18 protein-coding genes and 1 pseudogene are annotated in these 20,093 nt (G+C 57.3%); 7 read left to right on the top strand and 12 right to left on the bottom strand.

Going from position 1 to position 20,093, the window contains the following annotated elements:
• From JCM25146_RS22550 to JCM25146_RS13025, 3 genes are all read left to right on the top strand, one after another.
• Positions 1-868, top strand: an 868-nt coding sequence (locus JCM25146_RS22550; RefSeq protein ID WP_025828535.1) for a hypothetical protein, incomplete at its 5' end; no start/stop codon positions are given.
• A gap of 132 nt (positions 869-1,000) precedes the next feature.
• Complete coding sequence (locus tag JCM25146_RS13030) at positions 1,001-2,344, top strand: site-specific integrase (protein WP_081774871.1); 1,344 nt, start codon at positions 1,001-1,003, stop codon at positions 2,342-2,344.
• A 287-nt stretch (positions 2,345-2,631) separates the two neighbouring features.
• On the top strand, positions 2,632-4,089 hold the full coding sequence (locus JCM25146_RS13025; protein WP_148299097.1) for a HEPN domain-containing protein: 1,458 nt from the start codon (positions 2,632-2,634) through the stop codon (positions 4,087-4,089).
• A gap of 148 nt (positions 4,090-4,237) precedes the next feature.
• On the opposite strand, the gene JCM25146_RS13020 is transcribed toward JCM25146_RS13025, so the two are convergent.
• Positions 4,238-4,699, bottom strand: a complete 462-nt coding sequence (locus tag JCM25146_RS13020) for a hypothetical protein (protein WP_025828531.1) — start codon at positions 4,697-4,699, stop codon at positions 4,238-4,240.
• A gap of 159 nt (positions 4,700-4,858) precedes the next feature.
• Positions 4,859-7,156: an ATP-binding protein gene (locus JCM25146_RS13015; protein WP_025828529.1), complete on the bottom strand. Its 2,298-nt coding sequence runs from the start codon at positions 7,154-7,156 to the stop codon at positions 4,859-4,861.
• A 363-nt stretch (positions 7,157-7,519) separates the two neighbouring features.
• On the opposite strand from JCM25146_RS13015, the gene JCM25146_RS13010 reads away from it, so the two are divergent.
• From JCM25146_RS13010 to JCM25146_RS13000, 3 genes are read left to right on the top strand one after another with little or no spacing between them, the layout of a single operon-like run.
• On the top strand, positions 7,520-7,984 hold the full coding sequence (locus JCM25146_RS13010) for a DUF6932 family protein (RefSeq protein ID WP_025828527.1): 465 nt from the start codon (positions 7,520-7,522) through the stop codon (positions 7,982-7,984).
• A complete protein-coding gene (locus tag JCM25146_RS13005) occupies positions 7,981-9,243 on the top strand; it encodes an XRE family transcriptional regulator (RefSeq protein WP_025828526.1) in 1,263 nt (420 codons plus the stop codon). Before JCM25146_RS13010 ends, JCM25146_RS13005 begins: the two co-directional genes overlap by 4 nt.
• Positions 9,244-9,256: 13 nt before the next feature.
• Positions 9,257-10,339, top strand: coding sequence for a beta family protein (locus JCM25146_RS13000; RefSeq protein WP_025828524.1), 1,083 nt, complete (start codon positions 9,257-9,259; stop codon positions 10,337-10,339).
• Here the strand turns inward: JCM25146_RS13000 and JCM25146_RS12995 are convergent.
• Positions 10,296-10,889: a sce7726 family protein gene (locus JCM25146_RS12995; RefSeq protein ID WP_025828521.1), complete on the bottom strand. Its 594-nt coding sequence runs from the start codon at positions 10,887-10,889 to the stop codon at positions 10,296-10,298. The two genes, JCM25146_RS13000 and JCM25146_RS12995, sit on opposite strands and share 44 nt — an antisense overlap.
• A 423-nt stretch (positions 10,890-11,312) precedes the next feature.
• Here JCM25146_RS12995 and JCM25146_RS19395 point away from each other — a divergent pair.
• Positions 11,313-11,555, top strand: a pseudogene (locus tag JCM25146_RS19395) (IS66 family transposase); the annotation flags it as partial.
• Between the two features lie 340 nt (positions 11,556-11,895).
• Here JCM25146_RS19395 and JCM25146_RS12985 read toward each other — a convergent pair.
• The 9 genes from JCM25146_RS12985 to JCM25146_RS12945 all read right to left on the bottom strand — a co-directional run.
• The gene (locus JCM25146_RS12985; RefSeq protein WP_148299096.1) at positions 11,896-12,489 is read right to left on the bottom strand and encodes a hypothetical protein; all 594 of its coding nucleotides are present in this window, start codon (positions 12,487-12,489) and stop codon (positions 11,896-11,898) included.
• A gap of 131 nt (positions 12,490-12,620) precedes the next feature.
• Positions 12,621-13,463, bottom strand: coding sequence for a hypothetical protein (locus JCM25146_RS12980; RefSeq protein ID WP_148299095.1), 843 nt, complete (start codon positions 13,461-13,463; stop codon positions 12,621-12,623).
• The gene (locus JCM25146_RS12975) at positions 13,460-14,695 is read right to left on the bottom strand and encodes a hypothetical protein (protein WP_025828516.1); all 1,236 of its coding nucleotides are present in this window, start codon (positions 14,693-14,695) and stop codon (positions 13,460-13,462) included. The genes JCM25146_RS12980 and JCM25146_RS12975 overlap by 4 nt, the downstream gene beginning before the upstream one ends.
• A gap of 905 nt (positions 14,696-15,600) precedes the next feature.
• Entirely contained in the window at positions 15,601-17,853 is a 2,253-nt protein-coding gene (locus tag JCM25146_RS12965; RefSeq protein WP_025828514.1) for a type IV secretory system conjugative DNA transfer family protein, read from the bottom strand.
• 1 nt (position 17,854) lies between these two features.
• A complete protein-coding gene (locus JCM25146_RS22185) occupies positions 17,855-18,034 on the bottom strand; it encodes a hypothetical protein (RefSeq protein ID WP_148299094.1) in 180 nt (59 codons plus the stop codon).
• Positions 18,035-18,081: 47 nt separating this feature from the next.
• Positions 18,082-18,294, bottom strand: coding sequence for a hypothetical protein (locus JCM25146_RS22180; protein ID WP_148299093.1), 213 nt, complete (start codon positions 18,292-18,294; stop codon positions 18,082-18,084).
• A 36-nt stretch (positions 18,295-18,330) separates the two neighbouring features.
• Entirely contained in the window at positions 18,331-18,729 is a 399-nt protein-coding gene (locus JCM25146_RS23000) for a hypothetical protein (RefSeq protein WP_025828513.1), read from the bottom strand.
• Positions 18,726-18,911, bottom strand: coding sequence for an IcmT/TraK family protein (gene icmT / locus JCM25146_RS22995; RefSeq protein WP_242401129.1), 186 nt, complete (start codon positions 18,909-18,911; stop codon positions 18,726-18,728). Before icmT ends, JCM25146_RS23000 begins: the two co-directional genes overlap by 4 nt.
• Positions 18,912-18,973: 62 nt before the next feature.
• On the bottom strand, positions 18,974-20,093 hold a 1,120-nt coding region (locus tag JCM25146_RS12945; protein WP_025828509.1), incomplete at its 5' end, for a type IV pilus twitching motility protein PilT.

Genomic DNA, 20,093 nt, shown 5'->3' with positions numbered 1-20,093 from the left:
GGCCCGCCAGACCCTGTCCGACTTCGCCGTAGCCGTCGCCACGACTCCCGTCGTCGACGGCGAGGATCTGGGCGTAGCGGCAGAGCGGATTCAGTCCGTCCTCGACGCCAAAAACCGACAGTTCGAAGACAGACTGTCGCTGCGGCGCGAGGGCCGCAGCGCCGTCACAACGATCCGCTCGCTCCAGTCGCGGGCCGAGCGTCTATCGGACGAGCTCGGGCAGCACGAGGCGACACTCAAGATCATCGCTGAGGCGCAGCAGCGTGCGCAGAAGATCAGGGTGCAGGGGACAAAGATCCGCGACGCCGTGGACGCGATCCGATCGGCCATCATCCGCCGGGAATTCAACGAGCGGCTCAACCGCCTCTGGCGAGACCTCTTCGTGCGCCTCGCGCCGGGCGAGCCGTTCATTCCGGCGTTTCGGATCCCCGACGCAGAGACGCAGCGCATCCAACCGCGCCTCGTCACCGACCATCGTGCAGGGGGGGGCGCGGGCGGCACGCCGGGTGCCATGCTCAGTGCGGGCAACCTCAACACGGCGGCGTTGACGCTGTTCCTGTCGCTCCACTTATCGGTACCGAAGACGCTGCCCTGGCTAATTCTGGACGATCCCGTTCAGTCAATGGACGACATCCACATCGCTCATCTCGCTGCTCTCCTGCGTACGCTATCGAAGGAGCATGGACGGCAAATCGTCATTGCCGTTCATGATCGCCAACTCTTCGAGTATCTTCGCTTGGAGCTGAGCCCCGCGTTCCCGAGCGACAGCCTGCTCACGCTCGAACTGGCCCGTGGGCCGCATCAAGACACGCGATGCCTTTCGCGGCGGTTCAGCTTCAAGGAGGAGACGTCGCTGTTGGTGGCTTAGACATGAACCAGCCTGCGGCGTGACTGGACTACGTTGCTGCCAGACGGTTTCGCGCTCGGCGAATGGCAAGTTGTGTAAAAATCTGCCGCCCAAACCCGATCGGCGAGCGGCGTTTTCTAGTCGGAAGCCGTCATGAACGTGAGCGCTGCGAATGGCAGCTTTCGGTCAGGCCTTCCCGACAACCGACATTCCGTAACCCCCCTGTCAGGGAATAAGACTGACGATCTGGTGATTGCTCATGATGTGCCGTTCGCCGCCCGTGCCCGTGCACTGGCTGCAGAGCGGATCGGTGTAGCTCCAGATGATCCCTTACTGACACTCGCCCTGCATCTCAGTTCAGTTCCGTACTTTCTGGCGCACTACAGGCAAGCATACAGGGACACTATCGCACAGCCTGACGCGTCTCCTCCCCTATCCTCTCCTGCGGGCCAGATGCCCGGCGTCATTATCCGATGGTTTGACGCCTCTCTAGGAAGAGCCGTTCCTCAACGCGATGGCTCTCTTGAAACTGCCCGTGATAGTGCCTCTGCCTACGCTTTGCAGGCCAAGGCCGATAACACACGCAAAGCCTATCGTGCCGGTGTCCGGGCATGGTGTGTCTGGGCGGATCGTCATGCCCTTCCCTGCCTCCCTGCACGCTCGGCCGACATTGCCGCATTTCTGGCAGACGAAAGAGGTCGGGGTCTTGCACCCTCGACATTGGAGTTGCGACGGGCTGCAATCACCTATCTTCACCGTCTGGCGGGTTGCGCCGTGCCCACCGCTGACGCCGCTATTGGCGAAACCATGACCGGGATCAGGCGTACCGCAGCAAGGGATGGCTCTACACCGCGCCGCAAGGCCGCGGCGACACAAGATGTTCTGGCAACAATCATCAATGCGATAGACCTGAGCAAGTTATCTGGAATGCGCGATCGGGCTTTGCTCCTTATGGGGTTCTATGATGCGTTCATGCGTTCCGAGCTGGCCAGCATCGATGTTCGCCACGTAACCTTGGTCAGTAAAGGACTGCTTGTCACTCTTCCCGAGTCAAAGGGTGATCGGCAAGGCAAGGGGGTGGAGATCGCCCTCCCCTACACCCATGATCAGTATTGTCCGGTAAAGGCATACGGAGCCTGGCTAGCGGTGTCTGGCATACAGGCTGGCCCTATTTTCCGGCGCGTTCGTAAGGAAAGCACAGCTGCCTCTGACGGGAATGGTCGTGAAATTGGACCGCAGCCCCTGACAGATCGCTCGATCGCCCGGATCATCCAGAGCCGTGCCAGTGCTGCCGGGTTGGATGGAAAAACCTTTGGGGGGCACAGCCTGAAAAGGGGTGCGCTTACAACCGGAATGGATGCTGGCGCACACCCCGTCAAACTCAAGCGCCTTGCACGACACGCAACATATGCAGCGCTGGGCGATTACCTCGAACTGGGAGACCCGTTTGATGAACATGCTCTACATGGAGGCATACCACTACTATCCTCAGACTAACGACCACGAATAATTAATGAAAGCTAGGCTCTGGACACATAGCAGAACATTACACTTGCAGCGAGGCAGAGTGCGGAAAAGCAGGCGCTTGAGCAATTAACATTTATGTCGGTAGGGAAGACATTTCTAGCCGCCTCTTACAACCGAAAGCCTCAGGAGAGTGCGTTCGCTTAAAGTTTTAATCAAGAATACACCTTTATAGCATAAATTACAATACCTACAAACGCATATCTATTCCAATGCGTAAGATACTATTAGAATTATTGATTATAAATTTTATATGTCGAATGACTGATAAGAAAATTGACCCTAATACTTATTGGAAAACAGAAATTGAGTTCGTTTTCCAACAACTACATAAATTTAACCCGAGAGGGCTGATCATTAAGCACGACCACTTCCTTCCGCCAAACCAAATATTTGGTTCTTTACCTCACCCTAACGGTGGATGGGTAACGTGCGGACTCGAAGCAGATCTGAGAATAATGAAAATTGTGGAGGAACATCTCTCAAATTTGAAAGGTAGTAGTCAGCTCGATTGGGACTCTGTCCTTGTTGCGTTCAGGAAAGAACTCAGTGACCGCTTCATAGGGCAGAGATTGCCAATCTCTGGAAATCTGATCCACCGCGCGATTAACAATGCTGTGAAAGTAGCCGAAAGGGAGCGGAAAACCATAACGCATTGGATTCCGTGTCATTTGGTAGCAAATGATAATCCTGCGTTGATACACGCTGGGCCTGTTACTTTCCAAAGAATTTCAAATTTTATGCAAGACCTGCAGCCCGAGCTGGCGAGATATATTAACGAACTCAGTTCAGACCAAGATCGGAGATGTTTAGAGGGTATCGACGGTGATCGACCTGTGTCGAAAAAGCAAAGGGAGGATTTGGTCGACAAGGCGCGACGTTACTACGAACATTTTGATTGGGTTGCTAAGGTGACCATTAGTAATTTCGCGTCACGGCCTTCGGCAGATCGTGCAGGTCTTTGTGTCCAGGCTGCACTCGATGTCTTCAGATTTTTTCTTGGAAGATTGAGTGGCCATAGCATTGATACTGAAACGCATGGAATTCTGGGAATAGAAAAAGCGCAATTTACCAAGATAAAAAACGAAAAGTTGGATATCTCTCTATATCAAGCATTAACTGTCCCTAGATTAAATGACGAGGCATGGTCAGGATTAATTGCGTTTATTGATCCCCAAAAGCCGAATCTTGTTGATAGTCTTTTAAAAACGTTGATGTCTGGAGATACTCCTCCACCTCTGAGCAAGAGGCTGTTGGATTCACTTAATTGGTTTGGGCAAGCCGCAAACGAAACCTCTCCTGGGGCTGCAATTACAAAGTTCGTTACGTCGATTGAGCAAATAGTCCAGGGCGGCAAAAAAGATCAAGATGGGTCAGTGACAAAGCAGTTTTGTGACCGTGCTGCGGCATTTTGTGTGATTACTGACAATTCCAAGTTTGATTATTGGCATACCGAGTTGAAGCAACTCTACGGGCTACGATCAAATATCGTCCACGGCTCTATTTCTCCCCAGTCTTTTACTCTCAACAGGAATATTCGAGAGGCTGAAAAACTGGCGAAACGCGTTATCTGTGGAGCAATGACTTTCTTCGAACAGCTAGATATACATTCGGAAAAATGGAAAACAAACCAATTGAATGAAAAATTGGACAGTTTCGTCCATGACGTCAAGCAGAATTCGCTGTCAACCACACAAGAAACAGACATTAATGAGTAGTAAATTGCATGCGACAGAGACTGTTTCAAATGTTAGATGCACACCAATATGCTTTGATTAAAACTTAATCAAGCAATGTATTTGGTACAATCTGGATAACCAGCATGTGGTTATCATGAATATCATTTCTGGGAATGACCGATTTCTTTTATTCCCAGTTGATATTGGACTTTACTCCTAGCCCGCGCCGGTCATCAAGAAAAACATTATGGAATGAAAAATACGGTTCTCGCTCAGCTCCCTGAGCTACAGCACTGGAGGTAAGATGCTCAGGATTGTAGCCAAGCAGAATGCACCGTTCATGCATATTGAAGTTATTATCTACACCCGAAAAGATGGGATTCCACTGCTCTTTTGACTGGTGTGACCGGATCACCTGATACCGTCTAACCGAGGCCGATTTAGCATCCACACACTGCAGAGAATTCCTCTTGTCGGACGTAAAAAATCCGGGCAAAAACCAATCGATGTTGTCGATGTCGAAAACCAGAAGATAATGATAATCCGCCGCTGACTGCCGTTTTTGTCGCCGCAAAAACCACTTAATCGCGATAAAAGTGCAGAAGTTAATGATAGAGTTACCAGCCCGCGCAGACACGCCGGCAACCATGCAAACAGACCTAGACCTTCCGCTTACGCCTTCAACTCAGACACAAAGTTGTTCCGACCGTCTTCCGCATAGCGGACATTACCAAGACCTCGCGCCAGATTGTCGTGATCTTAGGTCTCTTCCTGCGAAATGCCGCGGGCTTCCGACGGGTGGAATGAATCAGTCGCAAAGACCCTTCAGCCGTTTTAGGTGGTTACCGTCGACGTATTCCATCATGGCGAAGAGCGCAGCCGCCGCTCCCCGCGTCTCCTCGACGGTCATTGTCGAGAAGGACAGCAGGTCGTCGAGGTTGTCGGAGTGGGATTCGACCTGCGTGAGCCGCTCAAGCGCCGCCAGCCTCTCCCTATCGAGACCTGGATAGTCGGCGCACAATTTGTCGAGCTGGCCGGGCAGACCTCCGCCACCTGGACTCTTGAAGGCGAGGAACACGTCGAGCACCCGGCGGATCACGTTGGGCATCATGTAGCCGTGGTCGTCGTAAGCGTCGGGCTGTTCGACGAAGCGCTGCACGTGGCTGAAGAGGAAGTGATACTCCGAGTCGTACTCGCGAAGCAGCTTCGACATCTCGATGATCTTGGAAGAGCGGCGGTGCTCCCCCTCCGCGATCGTAACGTCGATGTAGAGGAACGTGGCAGTCGGCTCCTTTCCGTCCCGAGGGCGGACCTTGCCCTTCCAGGCCTTTCTGAACTCGTTCATGCACTGGAGGTTGTGCGTGAGGACGAAGACCTGCGCAGCCTTCTCGAGCCGCGTCCTCACGAGGGAGCAGGCGAAGTTCAGCGCCTTGGTGTCCAGGCTCGACACCGGGTCGTCCACCACCACGATGCGGTCCTTCAGCTTCCGGTTGTCCGCCTCAATGGAGGAGAGGAAGTAAGAGATCGCGATTGCTGTCTTCTCGCCCTCGCTCGGTACGCCGGTGATCGGCGTGCCATGGCGGTGCAGTTCATAGCCCTCATCGACGGGGTTGATGGTCAGCTCGCCGTGGCCGAGGTAGGCCGCGATGAGCTTATTGATGATGGCGGCCGCGGGACCGTGCGTCCGGATGCGCTGGCGCAACTCGCGTGCCTTCTCCCGCAGGGCGGCCAGCGCTTCGGTCTCGACCTTAAGCCTGGCGGTGGCGTCGCCGGCGTCCTTCGCCGTCTTGGCATATTCTTCGCGGCAGTCGACGATAAAGTGACGGCGGATGGACGTCTCCGCATCCTCCTTCCGCTTCGCGAAGTCGGCGACGCCCTGGTTGTGGTCCGCGATCGTCGCGTTGACGCTCGCGATGCTGGTTGCCAAGCGCTCGGCGGTGGCGAGCACATCCGCCTCGGTGGCGACGTCCTTCATGTCCGCGGGAGAGGCGGGCCGCTCCAGCTTTGCGGATAGCACGGCTTGCAGCGTGCGCAACTGCTCCGCGAGCTGGCGCGCGTTCTTCGAGGCGTCCTGCCTCAGGTCCCTGAAGCCCGGCCGCAGTTCGCTGGCCAGGTCGTCCACCACGGGCAGCTGGGCGGCCAGTTGGCTGATTGACTCTAGGAGACCGTCGAGACGTTCGGCTGTTCTCTTCAGGCGTGCGACGAACTGGTCGACCCTGTCGTCGAGCGCCGCCGCCAGCGAGGCGCGGCGGTCCGCCGGGATCTCGTTCCCGCACAGAAGGCAGTCGGCCAGCCCGTGGGTCTCGTGGTATTCGTGGCCGTGCTTCAGCCAGAGGAGCATGCCCGGGTGCTGCTGCACCTCCTCGAGCGCGACGGTCGCGAGCGACTGGCCGCAGACCTCGGCGATGAAGCGGTAAGCAGTCTCGATCGTGGCCTTGTCGAACGAAAGCAGGTCGAGGCGGGGCATCGGCTCGTCGAGCCTACGGGTGTCCTCCGCAGCCTTGAGCTCGTCATCCGTCAGCCTGGGTCCGTCATGGTTCTTCCACGTGTCGAAGTCCCTGGCAAGCGCCGGCGCTTCGTACTTGCGGCTGCCCAGATGGAGGCGCGACGCGACGGTCTTGGCGCGTTCGCGCTTGTAGCTGGCGAAGGTCTTGTCCGCAGCCCTCTCGGTTGCGGCCGCCGCCTCGCTCTTCACCTCGGCCTTGAGGATGTCGCCTTCGATCCTCGTCAACTCGGCGGCGGCTTCCGCCTGGTCCGCGCCGATGAAGAACACCGGGCTCGCGCGCCCGGCGGCCCATTGGAGGTTCTGCTCGATGTAGTCCGAGTTGAACACGAGCATTCGTGGCTCGAGCCCTTTGGGATTCGTCGGGCACCCAAACGTCGCCCCGTTGTCCAGCGTCACCTCGAACGTGCTGCCCTGCGGGAGCTTCGGGTGCGGTTCGCCCGCCTCGAGGCTCGCGAACAGCCGCGACAGCGTGCTCTTTCCCGAACCGTTGAACCCGTAGATCAGGTTGTAGCGCCGGAAGTTCAGAGATGGCGATCGCGCGCCGCGAGCGGCGTAGATCCCCATGCCCTGCAGTGACTTGATGTTCGTGAGGATTCCCATTGCAGGAGTTCATCCCCCGCCGCGATTATTGTCAATCTCGAAGCGACCTTAAGATTGATCGCACCTGAAATTGGCGCCACGGCTCGACTGAGGCGACGGCCTGTTTGATGCGGTCGCCAACCTCGCCGCTGCGCACGGCCCATCAGATTACAGCTGCCCGTATCTGCGTTCGTGAGATAAATGCTGGACGGCTATCGCCTTCATGTCGGACATACCTACCTATGAGCAGTTTTCCGCATAGCAGACAAGAAACTCCCCGAATTGGTGTCCAAAAAAGCGGATAATCAAGGGGCGTCTATGTTCTAGTGCACACACGTACAGTTTTGCTGGACATATATGATACACAATTATATTGTTGTGTAGATGATACCAGACCTTATCAGTGTCGCGCCTGATGCACCCTGGCCAGTCTTGCCGCCGGGCATTCATGACGCAACGATGACAGAAGTGGCGTTGGCTTTCGCAACGACGCCGCACCGGCAATGGCTATTTGAGGGCTTCCAGCGTGTTGCCGAGGCGCTGCGGACAGCGGGCTGCAGTATCGTCTATCTCGACGGCAGCTTCACTACTGGTAAGCCTCACCCAGAGGATTACGATGGCTGCTGGGATCATACAGGCATGGACTTCGCGCGGCTCGATCCGGTCCTGCTCGATTTTAGTAACAAGAGGGCCGCGCAGAAGCGTAAGTTCCTGGGCGAAATGTTCCCTGCGTTCACGAACAATGGTCCAGGCGAGATATTTCTCGAATTTTTCCAGATTGAGAAATTCTCCGGCCAACCCAAGGGAATCATCCGAGTTTTCCTCGCGCCGAAAGGCCCGATGCCATGATCACCACCGAAAAACAATACAAGTCGACCCGGGTTCAGATCTCTCGCTTCCAAGAAGCTCTAGCAGCGCTCGACAACCCTCCGGCAACGCTCCCGCCAGTTCTTGTGCAGGCGCAGCGCGACGCGCTCGCGAGCCAGCTCGAGGAGCTGCGCGAGGAGGCTGACCAATACGACCGGCTGCGCGCGGGACAGGTGACGCAGTTTACGGCCGAAAGCCTTGCCGCGCTTCCCGATATCCTTATCCAGGCACGAATTGCCCGTGGATTGAGCCAGCGCGAACTGGGCAACTATCTCGGACTTAAGGAACAGCAGATACAGCGCTACGAGGCCGAGCGCTACCGCTCGGCCTCGCTTGACCGGCTCGTCGAAGTGTCCGACACTCTCGGGGTTCAGATCGCTAAGCGCGCCGAGTTAATCGGCGATCCAGCGCTCCGTTCGGTTGATCCTAATGCGTGGCGGGCCTTTCCCTTGTCCGAAATGCACAAGCGCGGCTGGTTCGAGGATTTTGGGGGATCACTCGCCGAAGCACGCAAGGCAGCCTCGGAACTCATCCCTACCTTCCTGCGCGATGGACAGGTCCGCAGTGCGGTGCCGGCGCTCCATCGCAAGTCGGTGCGGGCAAGCGGGCAGGTGCATGAAGCAGCTATCATCGCTTGGGAAGCGCGAGTCCGGCGCCTTGCCGAACGCGACGCGCCGACAACCTCATTTTTACCTGAGCAGATTGATGCCCCGTGGCTGAGGCAGTTGGTAGCCTTAACCCTTGAGCCCGACGGGCCGGTGCGCGCGGTCGAGCATCTGCGTGGGATTGGCATCGCTCTGGTCGTCGAAAAGCATCTTCCAAGTACATTGCTCGACGGTGCCGCGCTCGCGACGCGAGATGGTTTTGCTATCGTTGCGATGACGCTGCGGCATGACCGACTCGACAACTTTTGGTTCACTCTGTTCCACGAACTCGGTCATCTCAAGCTCCATATTGAACAGGGCTATACGTCGATCTTCGACGACACTGAGGCGCCGGCAGGATCGGAGATTGAGGCTGAAGCCGACCTGTTCGCTCAGGAAGCATTGCTCCCCGCCGAAAAATGGGCACTCGGCGTTTCGCGGTTCACGCGTAACGAGCAAGCAGTGCTCACCGATGCCAAGCGCTTTGGCGTGGGCGCCGCGATCATCGCCGGACGGGTGCGCCGTGAGGCCCATGATTATACCTTGCTTCGCGGTCTGGTTGGTAACGGCAAAGTACGACGGCAATTCGGCTGGTGAAGGAGAGGTGAGCATGCACATTCCCAAATCCTACGTGCCGCTACTGCGGTGGCGGCAGGGCGAATATGAGGCGCTGTTTCGTCTGGGTAGCGCCCAAAAGGACTCGATTCTGCCCCTGATCGAGGTCCTAAAGCCAGATTACGACTTTGAGCAACGCAGGCCCAAGCGTAATCTCGACGAGCATCTGAAGCTCTTTGGCAAGCGGCTCGACATGAAGTGGAACGGTCTGCCTGCGCTCATCGACACAAGCCGGCTCGATCCCGCTGATCGCATGGCCGACGGCCGCCATCCACTCGCCTTCATCTTTGATGAAGCGCGAACGGTGGGTGCGCCATTGATCCCTGTCACAGGCCTTGGGCGCGATGTCGCCTACCAAACGGCGGTCGGCGCGATCGCCGGAGCCGATGACCGCGGAGCAGCGCTGCGCTGCTCGCTCGCCGAGGCGCTCGATCCTGACTTCGACAATCATATCCAGGGGCTGCTCGGGACAATCGGTGTCCACTGGACAAAGCTCGACATCATCATTGATCTCGAAACGCCTGCGTTCGATCCGATGCCCCAGTTAGTCAACATCATAATCGCCGCGCTTTCCAGCGCGACGATCTTTAATGCCTGCCGTAGCGTCACGCTGCTTGCGACGAGTTTCCCCGATACGCTCGCAAACATGACGAGCCCGGTACAGCGCTTCATCCGCCATGAATGGATATTGTTCAAGGCGGTCATCGCTGCGCTGCCGCCAGGGGTGCGCCGCCCGATTTTCGGCGACTACGGAATTGCTGCGCTCACTTTCGCAAAGGGCGACATGCGCTTTATGCGAAGCTCGCCCAACATCCGCTACACCATCGACGATGCATGGATCGTAGCTCGTGCTAAAGGTGGCCCTCGTGGAAGCAATCTGGCCTATCCAGTGCTGTGCGGACTTGTGACGGGCTCAGGGGCCTATCTCGGATCGCATTTCTCGGCCGGCAGCGCCTATATAGCCAACTGTCAGACCGGCGCAGCGACCCGGGGAAACCCTACCACATGGAAATGGGTGGCTACCAATCATCACATCACGAAAGTTCTGGACGATCTCTCCAGACTTCCCTTATCTTGAGTGCATGCCGCACCCGCTCCGCTAGCACCCGTCTAGGTAGCACTTCGACGAGCATCTGATAGAGTTCCTCGCGCGGTTGGCGTAGACGCTTTTCGGTAGTGCCTAGCGCACGCAAGATTGCCGCCGCCTCTGGACGCCAGAGCAAGCGCGCCAAAGTTAGCGCGTCTACTGAGCGGTTGGCGTGCTCCCGGCGGACAATCCGGAACGCGATCTTGCCGCTGGGACGCCGCTCGGCTGACATCACCCCCCACCATTCGGGAAGCATCGGCATCGCACGTGCGATGTGCCGCGGCGAAGCAATCAGTGTCGCTCGATCAACGACAGCACCATAGGCAACGACCTGCCTGGGTAGACGGTCTAGCACATCGGCGTCTGCCTTAATCTCGATACCGCGGATATGCCCGTTGATCACCGCAATATCCACGCGGCATGCGCCATGATCGACGCCCAGTTCATCTAGAACGATCGTATCCGGACACGCGCGCGCGCGACGAAGCAGCGTCGCATGCGCCGCCGCTCGAATCTCGCAGTCTCTTATTCGCTTTGACATAGATCCAATGATAGCCCCGACTATTACCCTTCAGCAAATACTTTAGCGTATCAGAGCCCGTCAGATCGCGCCCCGCGGAGCCTTAGCAATGCCGACTTTAGGTGGGAACTGAATAAACGCGAATGGCCGACCCTAAGACCTAGAGAGGTCATCATAGGCAGTAAAATGAACGGTAGGAAACATTGTCAGAATGCCCCAAAGCGGACCGACCGTTCTCCCCCTCCTGCCTGTCAGCTCAGTGATGTAGGAGCAGACAGGCGGCAGTCGCCTTCGTGACGGACATACACTGGCCCAGATATCTTTCCGCATAGCGGACATGCGCGAATAACCGAGTGCCGCAAATTGATAAGGCTCTACCCAAACGGTCCACCCGTGCCGAGTGGCTATTCCGCGATCAACGCGAGTGTCCGCTCGAAGAGCGGTATTCTGCGTCGTATGGAGACATTCACGCGGTTCCTTGATGACGGCAGGATTTGTCTTACGAACAACGCCGCCGAGCGGGCCCTGCGTGGGATCGCGATTGGCCGCAAGGCGTGGTTGTTCGCCGGATCCGTTCGCGGCGGCGAACGCTTCGCCGCCATGTATTCCCCGATCGTTACTGCAAAATTGAACGACGTCGATCCCCAAGCCTGGCTGGCCGACGTCCTCGCCAGTATCCACGATCAGTAGATGGCTAAACTCGCCGACCCACTTCTGTGGAACTGGACAGTCGCCCACAACGGGTCAACCCAGATGTCAGCTTTCGTAACAAGATTGCCGCGTATCGGGGAGGCCAGCAACCGTCTCACGATCGCATCATTGTCGACCATGAACAGCGGAATATTGATGAATTAATTAACCGCACTAATGATATGGTGAGCTGGTAGAGTGTGCCTTGGCCGTGAAGCGCAATCTCACGATGTATGATCGCCCGGATCGCGTCGTCGCGCGTAACCTCGGCGACACTCATCGGCGCTTTAAGCATGGTGCTGATCTGGCAGAGTTGCAATAGATCCTTATGGTCGCATCATTGGCGATACGATTTGCTTCTGGAGGAGCGAGCAGCGCGAAGAGCGCCTAGGCTTCTCTGAAGCCGCATTGGAAGCCTATCCGCCAGCGCACGCACCTCTTGCTCTGTCATGCCTTTGACAACGGGGATGGTCACTGCGAAGAGGTATCTCGTATGCTCGTTCCGCGGCCCCGCGAGTAGCTCCAGCACGCGCTGTAGAGCCGCCACTTTAAAGTGTTGGTTGGTCAGTTGTGCGCCGATCACGGAATAGCGTCCGTTGTTGTAAGGATGCGAGTGAAACCACCTCTGGACGAGCGGTCCCAGATCGTAATCTGGCTGCATTTCGATTAGCCTGACAAGCAAGTGGTGGTTGTTGGCGAAATCGACGTTCTGTTCCAGCCATGCTAGCGCGCGAGCTAGATAGCGTCGCGCGCCTTGGACTCTGAGGAGCTGAGCATAGACGTCGTTCAGCGCGGACGGCGGGTGAGCCTGACTGAGCCAACTATCGATTGAGCCGATCTCGTCCCCCTCAATCGGCGAGAAGGCCAATATCCGGACGAGGTCGCTCAGTCCAGAACACGTCGGATGAGCGCGGATCAAACGAACAGCCATCGACCGATACTCGGGGACGTCTGCTTTGGCCGCGAGGATCGCACTCGCCAGAACAGATACAATCTGGAGCGAACGCTTATGCCGTCTCAGCCAATTGCGGACGAGGACCAGATCCCCACTCCTATTTCGGCTCACGAGCCTCTTGTAATAGTTGACGACAGCAGGTTCGTCGACGACGCTAGCCAGATACGCCTGCGCCACTTCACGAGTATTGGTGTCCGTCTTCCGCTCCGGCGACCCGCTGAGAAGCTGCAGCGCGATCTGGACCTTGTTGATCGAGCTGCGGCGCTTTCTTTGAGTAACAAGCTCGCGCGAGCTTCGATGTCATACGTGAATGCCCCTTTGGCCGCGCGATGTAAGGCAAGCCATAGCGGCATCAGCGGTGCCATCGCCACATCGTCATGCTCCTCACTGACCACGGAAAAGACTGCATTGAGGAAGTCGGGGCCCTGGTGGGGACCACCATATCCCAAGCGCTTCAGTCGCTTGCGCAGGACACGCATATTGACTACTCGGCCGAGCAGCGTCCGCGCCAATCTTCCGTCGCCGTTGCGAAGGGCGATGGAGATGATGGAGCCAATGTCGCGTCCCCATATTTTGGGAAATTCCGGGCCGCCGACCCATTGAAGATAGAGCGGTTCGAGGTATTTGGCGTGGCCAAGCTCGATGCCACCGTCGCGTTGGTCGGCTCGCAGAGTCACGCCAGCCCCTTCAAATGTGAAGGTCTCCAAGGCGACCGCTTGCTCTGGCAAAACAGCACCGGGAACTCCGAACAGATTAGCCGCGATGACCTGTCGAGCCAATGGCCAGACGCCATCACCGCGCAATCTCTGTTCGAACTGATCTGCCAACGACGCTTCGCCGCTGACAGTGCGCCGCAGGTCGACAAGCATCGTGGCGAGCGATTGGCGCGGCTCGAACGGTGGTGTAGTACTGCTACCAACCCAGTGGCTGAAAAGTTTCTGATCTTTCACGGTGGGCGTTGGCATAGAAAAAAATCGAACTGGATGTTCGATGTTTTAGGTAGAGTTTCCGTAATCCCACATGTGAGCAGCGCTGCAGGCCGTGAAGCGAACGCATAACATTCTTCGATCAGCCGATTGAACGAATTGGCGTCGATGCGACTCGGAAGATCGTCGATATAAGCAAGTTCCACCCCATGGATCGGTTCGCCTGGTTGGATTTTCGGACGCGATTGCAGCCAGGCCTGCAAATCCTCGAGCGAGGCGAGACCTGTTATAGCGGATATGGCGCGTCGCTCGAGCAATGCTGCAACGAGCTGCAGTAGCAGGACGGATTTCCCGTCACCTGATCGCCCGCGGATACAGAATATCGGAATCTTCTGGAGATGGGATGCAACCTGGGCTTCTAGCCCGGTATCCCAGCCCAAGGCCGCTGTAACGATTTCGTCAAGCAGTGGTGCGCGTTCGAGAAACCTTCCCATCTTGAGGTCGAGTATGCGCGGGCTAGCGTCGACAAGGATTGTACCGCTTGACTGGCCTGCGATCTTTGCGAGATCACCTGGCACGAAGAGATGCCCTCCTTGCGGTCGGACGACTCGGATATCATCTTTGGCGCGGTCGAGCGCTTGGATGAGCGCGCCCTGAACTCCGGTCCGGTTTCGACCATCAAAAGCAGCAAAGATAATGCCCAGCATGGCATCCATAGTCGCACCGGGGCTCTCTACGCCCGCATTCCATAGCACGATCCTAAGTGCCTGCGCAGGATCAGCTGTGACGCTGATGGGTACCTTGTTGTCAAACATCGCTAAGGTGCGCTGCAGTAGTGTCTTGTCTATGTCGGTTCGTTCCCGCATTGCTTGGAGCGCAAGAGTGAGATTGAGCGTCGCTCCTGCTTCCTGCTTCATCGTAACGATCTGGAATTGTAGCTGGTTCTGTAGAGCAGTCGAGCAGAGCGAGGCGATGTCGTAGGCTTCGGCGAAGGCGGCTTCGAGTGTCGACTTGGTGAGGGTTCGCTTGATCTGGACGAGAGATATCTTGTCTTCGTTAATGATGGCATCGCTGACCGCTTCGATATCGACCTCCCCGCGAGGTTTTTTTTCGATCAGCTCGTTTTTAAGCATGCGTGCCAGCGCCGCCATGGTTTGTAACGAAAAGCCACTGAGGGCCCACCATCCACCATGCGCTCGTTTACTGAAGGTGGTCGCCCATGCTGCTTTCAAGTCTGCCAGAGTGTTGACGGGCATGGTCTCTCCTGTCGGTGCGCCCGCCCTGCAATCGCAAATCGAGCCATGATCAATATATTCGCCGGGCCTAATTTCCGCTTCCTACAATTGACGTCAAGTCCGAGGCTGACTGCGTTAGACGGCATACATCAGAAAGCGAGCGACCGAGTACGACTTCTCTCGATCGCTTGCGGAAAAAAGAGCAGGGGATAAAAGGCGGCAAACTGCTGTGACGCATTGAACCGCGCTGAGGTTGGCGGAGGCGTCCGCTTCTGAGTGTTTGTGTCGGAAAGCAGACAGACAGGTTCCCCCCTCTCAACCGCCTGTCAGCTAAGTGATGCAGAAGTAGGCAGGCGGCAGTCGCCTCATCCCCCGTCATCACCTCGGTCATAGCCCGTTTGGGTGAGAATATTGCTCACGGTATCTCCCGCGCCTACCGCATTCATCCGGACTCTAGGATCGATTGCTTCTAATGCAAGGGTCCGGATGAACTGTGTGAGAGCCCCTTTTTGATGAGGCATAAGCTGCGGTCTGTGGAAATGTCTGAAAGCTGGCATAGGAGCTGACATTGACGATAACTCCGCTATAGAGCGATTTACAGCGAGTAGCCTGCCCATAAGTTGCCCATCCAGAACGAGGTAGTTTACGTTGCTGGTGATACGCTCTCCTAGTCGCTGTTGTGTCGTACGATGTGCCCGCGCCAGTAACCAAAAAACGGATCGTCGGCGTAAATCAGCGTCAGGAGTTCTGGTGAGCAGTGAGGCTCGTTGTTTCTGAAAAACACTTTGTGTTCAGCCATAAGGCCGGTCTGACAACATTTGTTCCGCGCGAGGTTGCTTTTGAGGGCCTGTATCTCTGAGTCAATATTCATGCTTCTGGCATTCGAGCGGACGTGTAGTTTCTGGAGCGGACAGTCTTCAGGCCGCCTAAGCGGCGGCCTGATTGAGTGCTGAAGCAACGCTTTTCCGTGCGTCTGCCTCTGTCGCACCCGCCCGTATTTCAAAAGCGACCATGGTTTCGAACAAAGAGCGGTCGATCTTCGGATTGACCAGCCCGCCAGCGCCTGCTGCGGGTGCCGGAAAGGGTTCTGGCATGTCCCGGAACAGTGCGCGGAAGGGCACATATTCGCCTGCAGGCAGAGGCTCGTTGAAAAGCAGGTCCATGTCCTGTTTGCTGTCAGGATACTGCAGAACGACCGCCATCCGGTTGTAAATTTCTCCCAGAGGGCCGGGTAGTGGAGGCAGCTTTTCAGGGTTAACCAGATCGGTGCCTTTGATGAGGGCATCGACTACTGCTTGATCTTCAGGATTGGGCAGTGAGGTGAGGGGCGATAGACTCTGACCACTGCGGGAGACAGGCAGCGGTGCATAGAGCCGGTTCGTGCCTTGTGGCTCGATACCGGCATAGAACAGGCGGGTGTAAAGGCGCTTGCCCCGGAACATGATGATTGCCTGTCCTTGCCTGAGTGCCTGAATGTCGTTCCATGAGATGCGTTTCACTTCGCGGATGTCTGCACGGGCCTGTGTCGTGTAGTCGCCGATGATCTCGGTGTTTTCATAGCCTGACAGGACACCGACCTGCATGGTTCCCCCAGCCTGCTCCACCCACTCGCGGGTTGGGCCGGCGTCTTCAAGCTGTTCGAATATTTTGAGTTTAGGGTTGCCGAGCAGGGGGACTGACCAGTCCCGGCCGAGTGTCGCATAGAGCGATCCCACTTCCTGAAACGACAGCCAGATCGACATGTTCAGTTCACGCCCCTGCGCCATCATAACGTCGATGCCGCGTGTCATGAAGAAATTGCCCTCGTCATAAAGCATCAAATAGGGTGTGCGTGCGGTCGACGGCCTATGTTTAACGAGGTCGATATAATTGCCCTCGATCGATGCCCCGAGGGCTGCGGAGAGGGCGTAACGTTGGGCGGTGATGAAGGTCTTGCCAATGGCGGCGTTGGTGGCGGGATCGTTTTCCAGTGACGGCAGAAGAACAATCAGATTGCGACGATTGAAGATGACATCGGTGAGTTCGACATCGGGCACATCGCAATTGAAGATATGCCCGTAGGTGGTCGTCATCATGGTGAAGGTCTTGCCGAAGCCGCCGACAACGTAGCTGTGTTGTTCGAGAACCTTGGCCTGTGAACTGACGTCTCCGGCTTCAGGCGTGTAACCTCCCGTTTCCTGGACGTAGAAGCGAATGGGCGTGAGCAGTTCTTCGGGGAAGTCATCGGGCAGCGGCACGCTTTCGACTTTACGCGTGCTCATGCTGTAATATTGAAATTTCCTGCTGGCGTTGGTGTCTTCCTGCTTTCCGGCCAGTTCGATCAGAACCTGAATGTTCGAGAGATTGACGCGCATGGTCGCAGTTGTTGAGGGGATGCCCAGATGGTCGCGCATCCAGACAAAGATCGGCGACATGCCGCCGATCAGATCATCGGCACGATTGCGGAAGTGCTGTGAATTGCCGCCAGATGTGCTGTTATCGGGCAGAAACAGGGTGCGGAGCAGTTCGGCCATGCCCTCGGCGTTGACGGTCGAGAAGGGGTTCCATGTGTGGGATTTTCTATCCCCGCTCGCCACCTGAAAGTTAATGACCCGCATGTTCGCAGCTGCCCCCCAGTGTTCCTGCAGGGCCTGAAGCGAGAAGACGAGATTGTTTGAGCCTTTCCCGTCCACGATGGTGAATCCGGTTCCCTGCGCCATGGCGCTGGCGAGCAGGCTGTAGATAAACTGGGTCTTGCCCGACCCTGTCGCACCGGGCAGCACACCGTGCATGGTCATGTCACTGCCTGAGACCCACATCTGTTGCCCACTTACTTCATCCCAGCCAAGCAGCCAGTCGCCCCGAGCCTTGTCGGGCTTGTCCACGCCAACCCGTTTGGGGTCTGGCACTGGATTACCGTAGTCCTTGCGCTTTGAACTGGCGGGCAGGCGCAGGGGCATGATGGTCGGCCGGGTCAGTACGAACGCGGCGTAGGCGAGCGCTGGTGGCACCAGCAGGGTTGTCAGGGCGGGGCAGGCGACCGCCAGCCCCGCGAGCCCGATGAACGGCACGGCGGACAACTCGGTGCTGAGTGCTTCGAGGACACGGGTGCCGAGGGTGCGGGTATCACGATAGGCAATGCCGTCTCTTTGCTCGTGATGGTCCTGCGGGCCGTCGATCCGGCGTTTGAACTTTGACATCTCAGTGGAGCCCGAATGCCTGATTGAGAAGCAAGGGGGCGGGTTGCGCTGGGGGTGCGCTGGACTCAGGGAGTGGCCGCGTGGGCGGTCGTATAACCTGCTCGGACGGGAACTCTGGCGGGGCAAGTAGGGCAAGATGGGGCGAATGTGGTGCGGGTGAGGATGCGGGGGCGTTGCTCATGTGTGAGTAAAGTCCAGCACAGAGCATGACCAGAACACCCAGTCCAATTATGGCGGGCCGTCTCCAGCGTGGGCGGGTGGCACTGATGCTTTGCCGCGCAGTAGTGATGTCCCGCATGACAGGCAGTGCCGGTGCCGGTGCCGGTGCCGGCGTGGGGGCTGGGGGCTGGTGTCCATGTTGGGCGACACACGGATATGGAGGGTGGTGTCGCCCGCCGTGATGGTCAGGGGGCTGTCGCCCGGCGAGAGAAAGATGTCCATTGGAAAGGTTCCTTGATCGGCTGTGACAGGCTGTGATCATACGGTGGCTGGTTGTGACGCTGTGCCGCCACACAGGGCCTCTGCGTGGCGCTCCAGAGCTTCGACTGTGATGGTGCCTTGCGGGTTAGCGACGGCCTGAAAGGCCTGATCGGTACACAGGACTATCAGGGAGAGGGGCGCGTGATGGATTGCGCGTAGGCGTTGCCCGCACAGGGCGTCTCCGTCCGGTTCAATGGCCAACCCGAAACTGATCTGGCCTGCCCGTCGTTTCCATATTTCTTCGGACACGCGCATGAGGACGGGTAGCAGACAGTCGGGAGCCAGAAGGCGTCTGGGTGTCAGTGCCGTGGTGTCGGTTGATGACAGCGTGACGTGGTAGCCACGTGTTTCGATCAGGCTGGCAAGGGCGTCGATCAGACGTTCGAGGGAGATCATGCGTAGTCCCTTTGTTTCCAGCGGGGCAGGCGCGGTCGATGCGGGCCCACCAGAAGTACGCGCGCCATGCGGAATGCGACGGGCAGGGTGAGCCCCATCCATGCGAAAAACCCGAACACGACTGTGATCGCCAAGGCCGTTATGAACGTCCACATGCGCATGTGTGCCAGCCAGAACACCATTCCCAGCAGGCAGCGACAGTCGAGCACGATAAAATAGACAGGCTTTGCAGAGTGTCGCCACATCAGTCCAGTTCCTTCATGGCGCAGTCTGCGACAGCGTCGCTGATGCGGCCCTGAGCGTGAACATCCTTGATGGATTGCTCAAAGGTCTGGCCGTATTCTGCCACGAAACCACGCACCATATTGGGCCAGCGAGCCTGTGGCGCATCGAGGAGTGCTTCGCGGATCTTGCGGTTGAAGGGCAGGAAGGACCGGATGGCTGTACGTTTGCCGTCCGTAGAGCGCAGGAGACGCTGATTGACGATGAGCTTGAGGTTATCGATGAGAGCGATGGCGTAACTGTCGCGGTCGCTGGGCGGACAGAGTGAGACGACACGGCGGACCGTCGAGGCCGGGTCATGGGTATGAACGGACGTTGTGGTGCGGTGACCCGAGATGATGGCCTGTATGGTCGCCTCCATGGTTTCGGCATCACGGCACTCGCCGATCTCGATATCGGTGGGTTCCTCACGCACGGCCGCGCGGATGAAGTCGGGGAAGGTTTTCAGCTGCCGGGGGATTTCAGTCTGCTGGATACTGGCGTTGTTTTGCTCGATGAGATCATAGAACAGCTCCAGTGGTGCAGCCCCCTGAATAATGTTGCAGTGGCAATTGGGGTCTTCGAGACGCTTGCGCGTAACTCCCCCCATAAGCGTCGTCTTGCCACTGCCGGTAACACCACAGATCAAATAGCCGCCGGTCTCGCCATCGAGTGCTTCAGCCAGACGGGGTTCGACATACTGCTCTTCGAGTGGCGTCGGTTTTTCAGGGAGGGGCCTTAGCACGATCCCGATCCCATCGTTCGCGCCGATGGTCGTGGCCACGGCGTTCACACGGAAGCCATAGCGGGGTTTGCTTCTATCTGGCCAGATGACGTAGCTGGTATCAATGGCCTCCATCTGGCTCAGGCGCGACGGCCCGGTCGAGGATTTATACATCTTTGCCAGCGCGTCCGAGACTTCTCGGTTGGTCCAGCGCAGGCCCGGAACAGTGTAATTGCGTCCATGCACGCGAATTTTGAGGGCGGTGTCTGTTTGCAGGTGAATGCGCGACGCCCCCATTTCGACACAGCCGATCAGGATGGCATCGAGACTACCGGGAGGTGGCAGGGCGTGCAGGCGCTCTTTGATGTCGTTCATGTTT

Source organism: Acetobacter okinawensis JCM 25146, from assembly GCF_000613865.1.
Classification (GTDB): domain Bacteria; phylum Pseudomonadota; class Alphaproteobacteria; order Acetobacterales; family Acetobacteraceae; genus Acetobacter; species Acetobacter okinawensis.
Note: the sequence above shows the minus strand (reverse complement) of the source record. Positions and strands in the feature narration are given on the sequence as shown.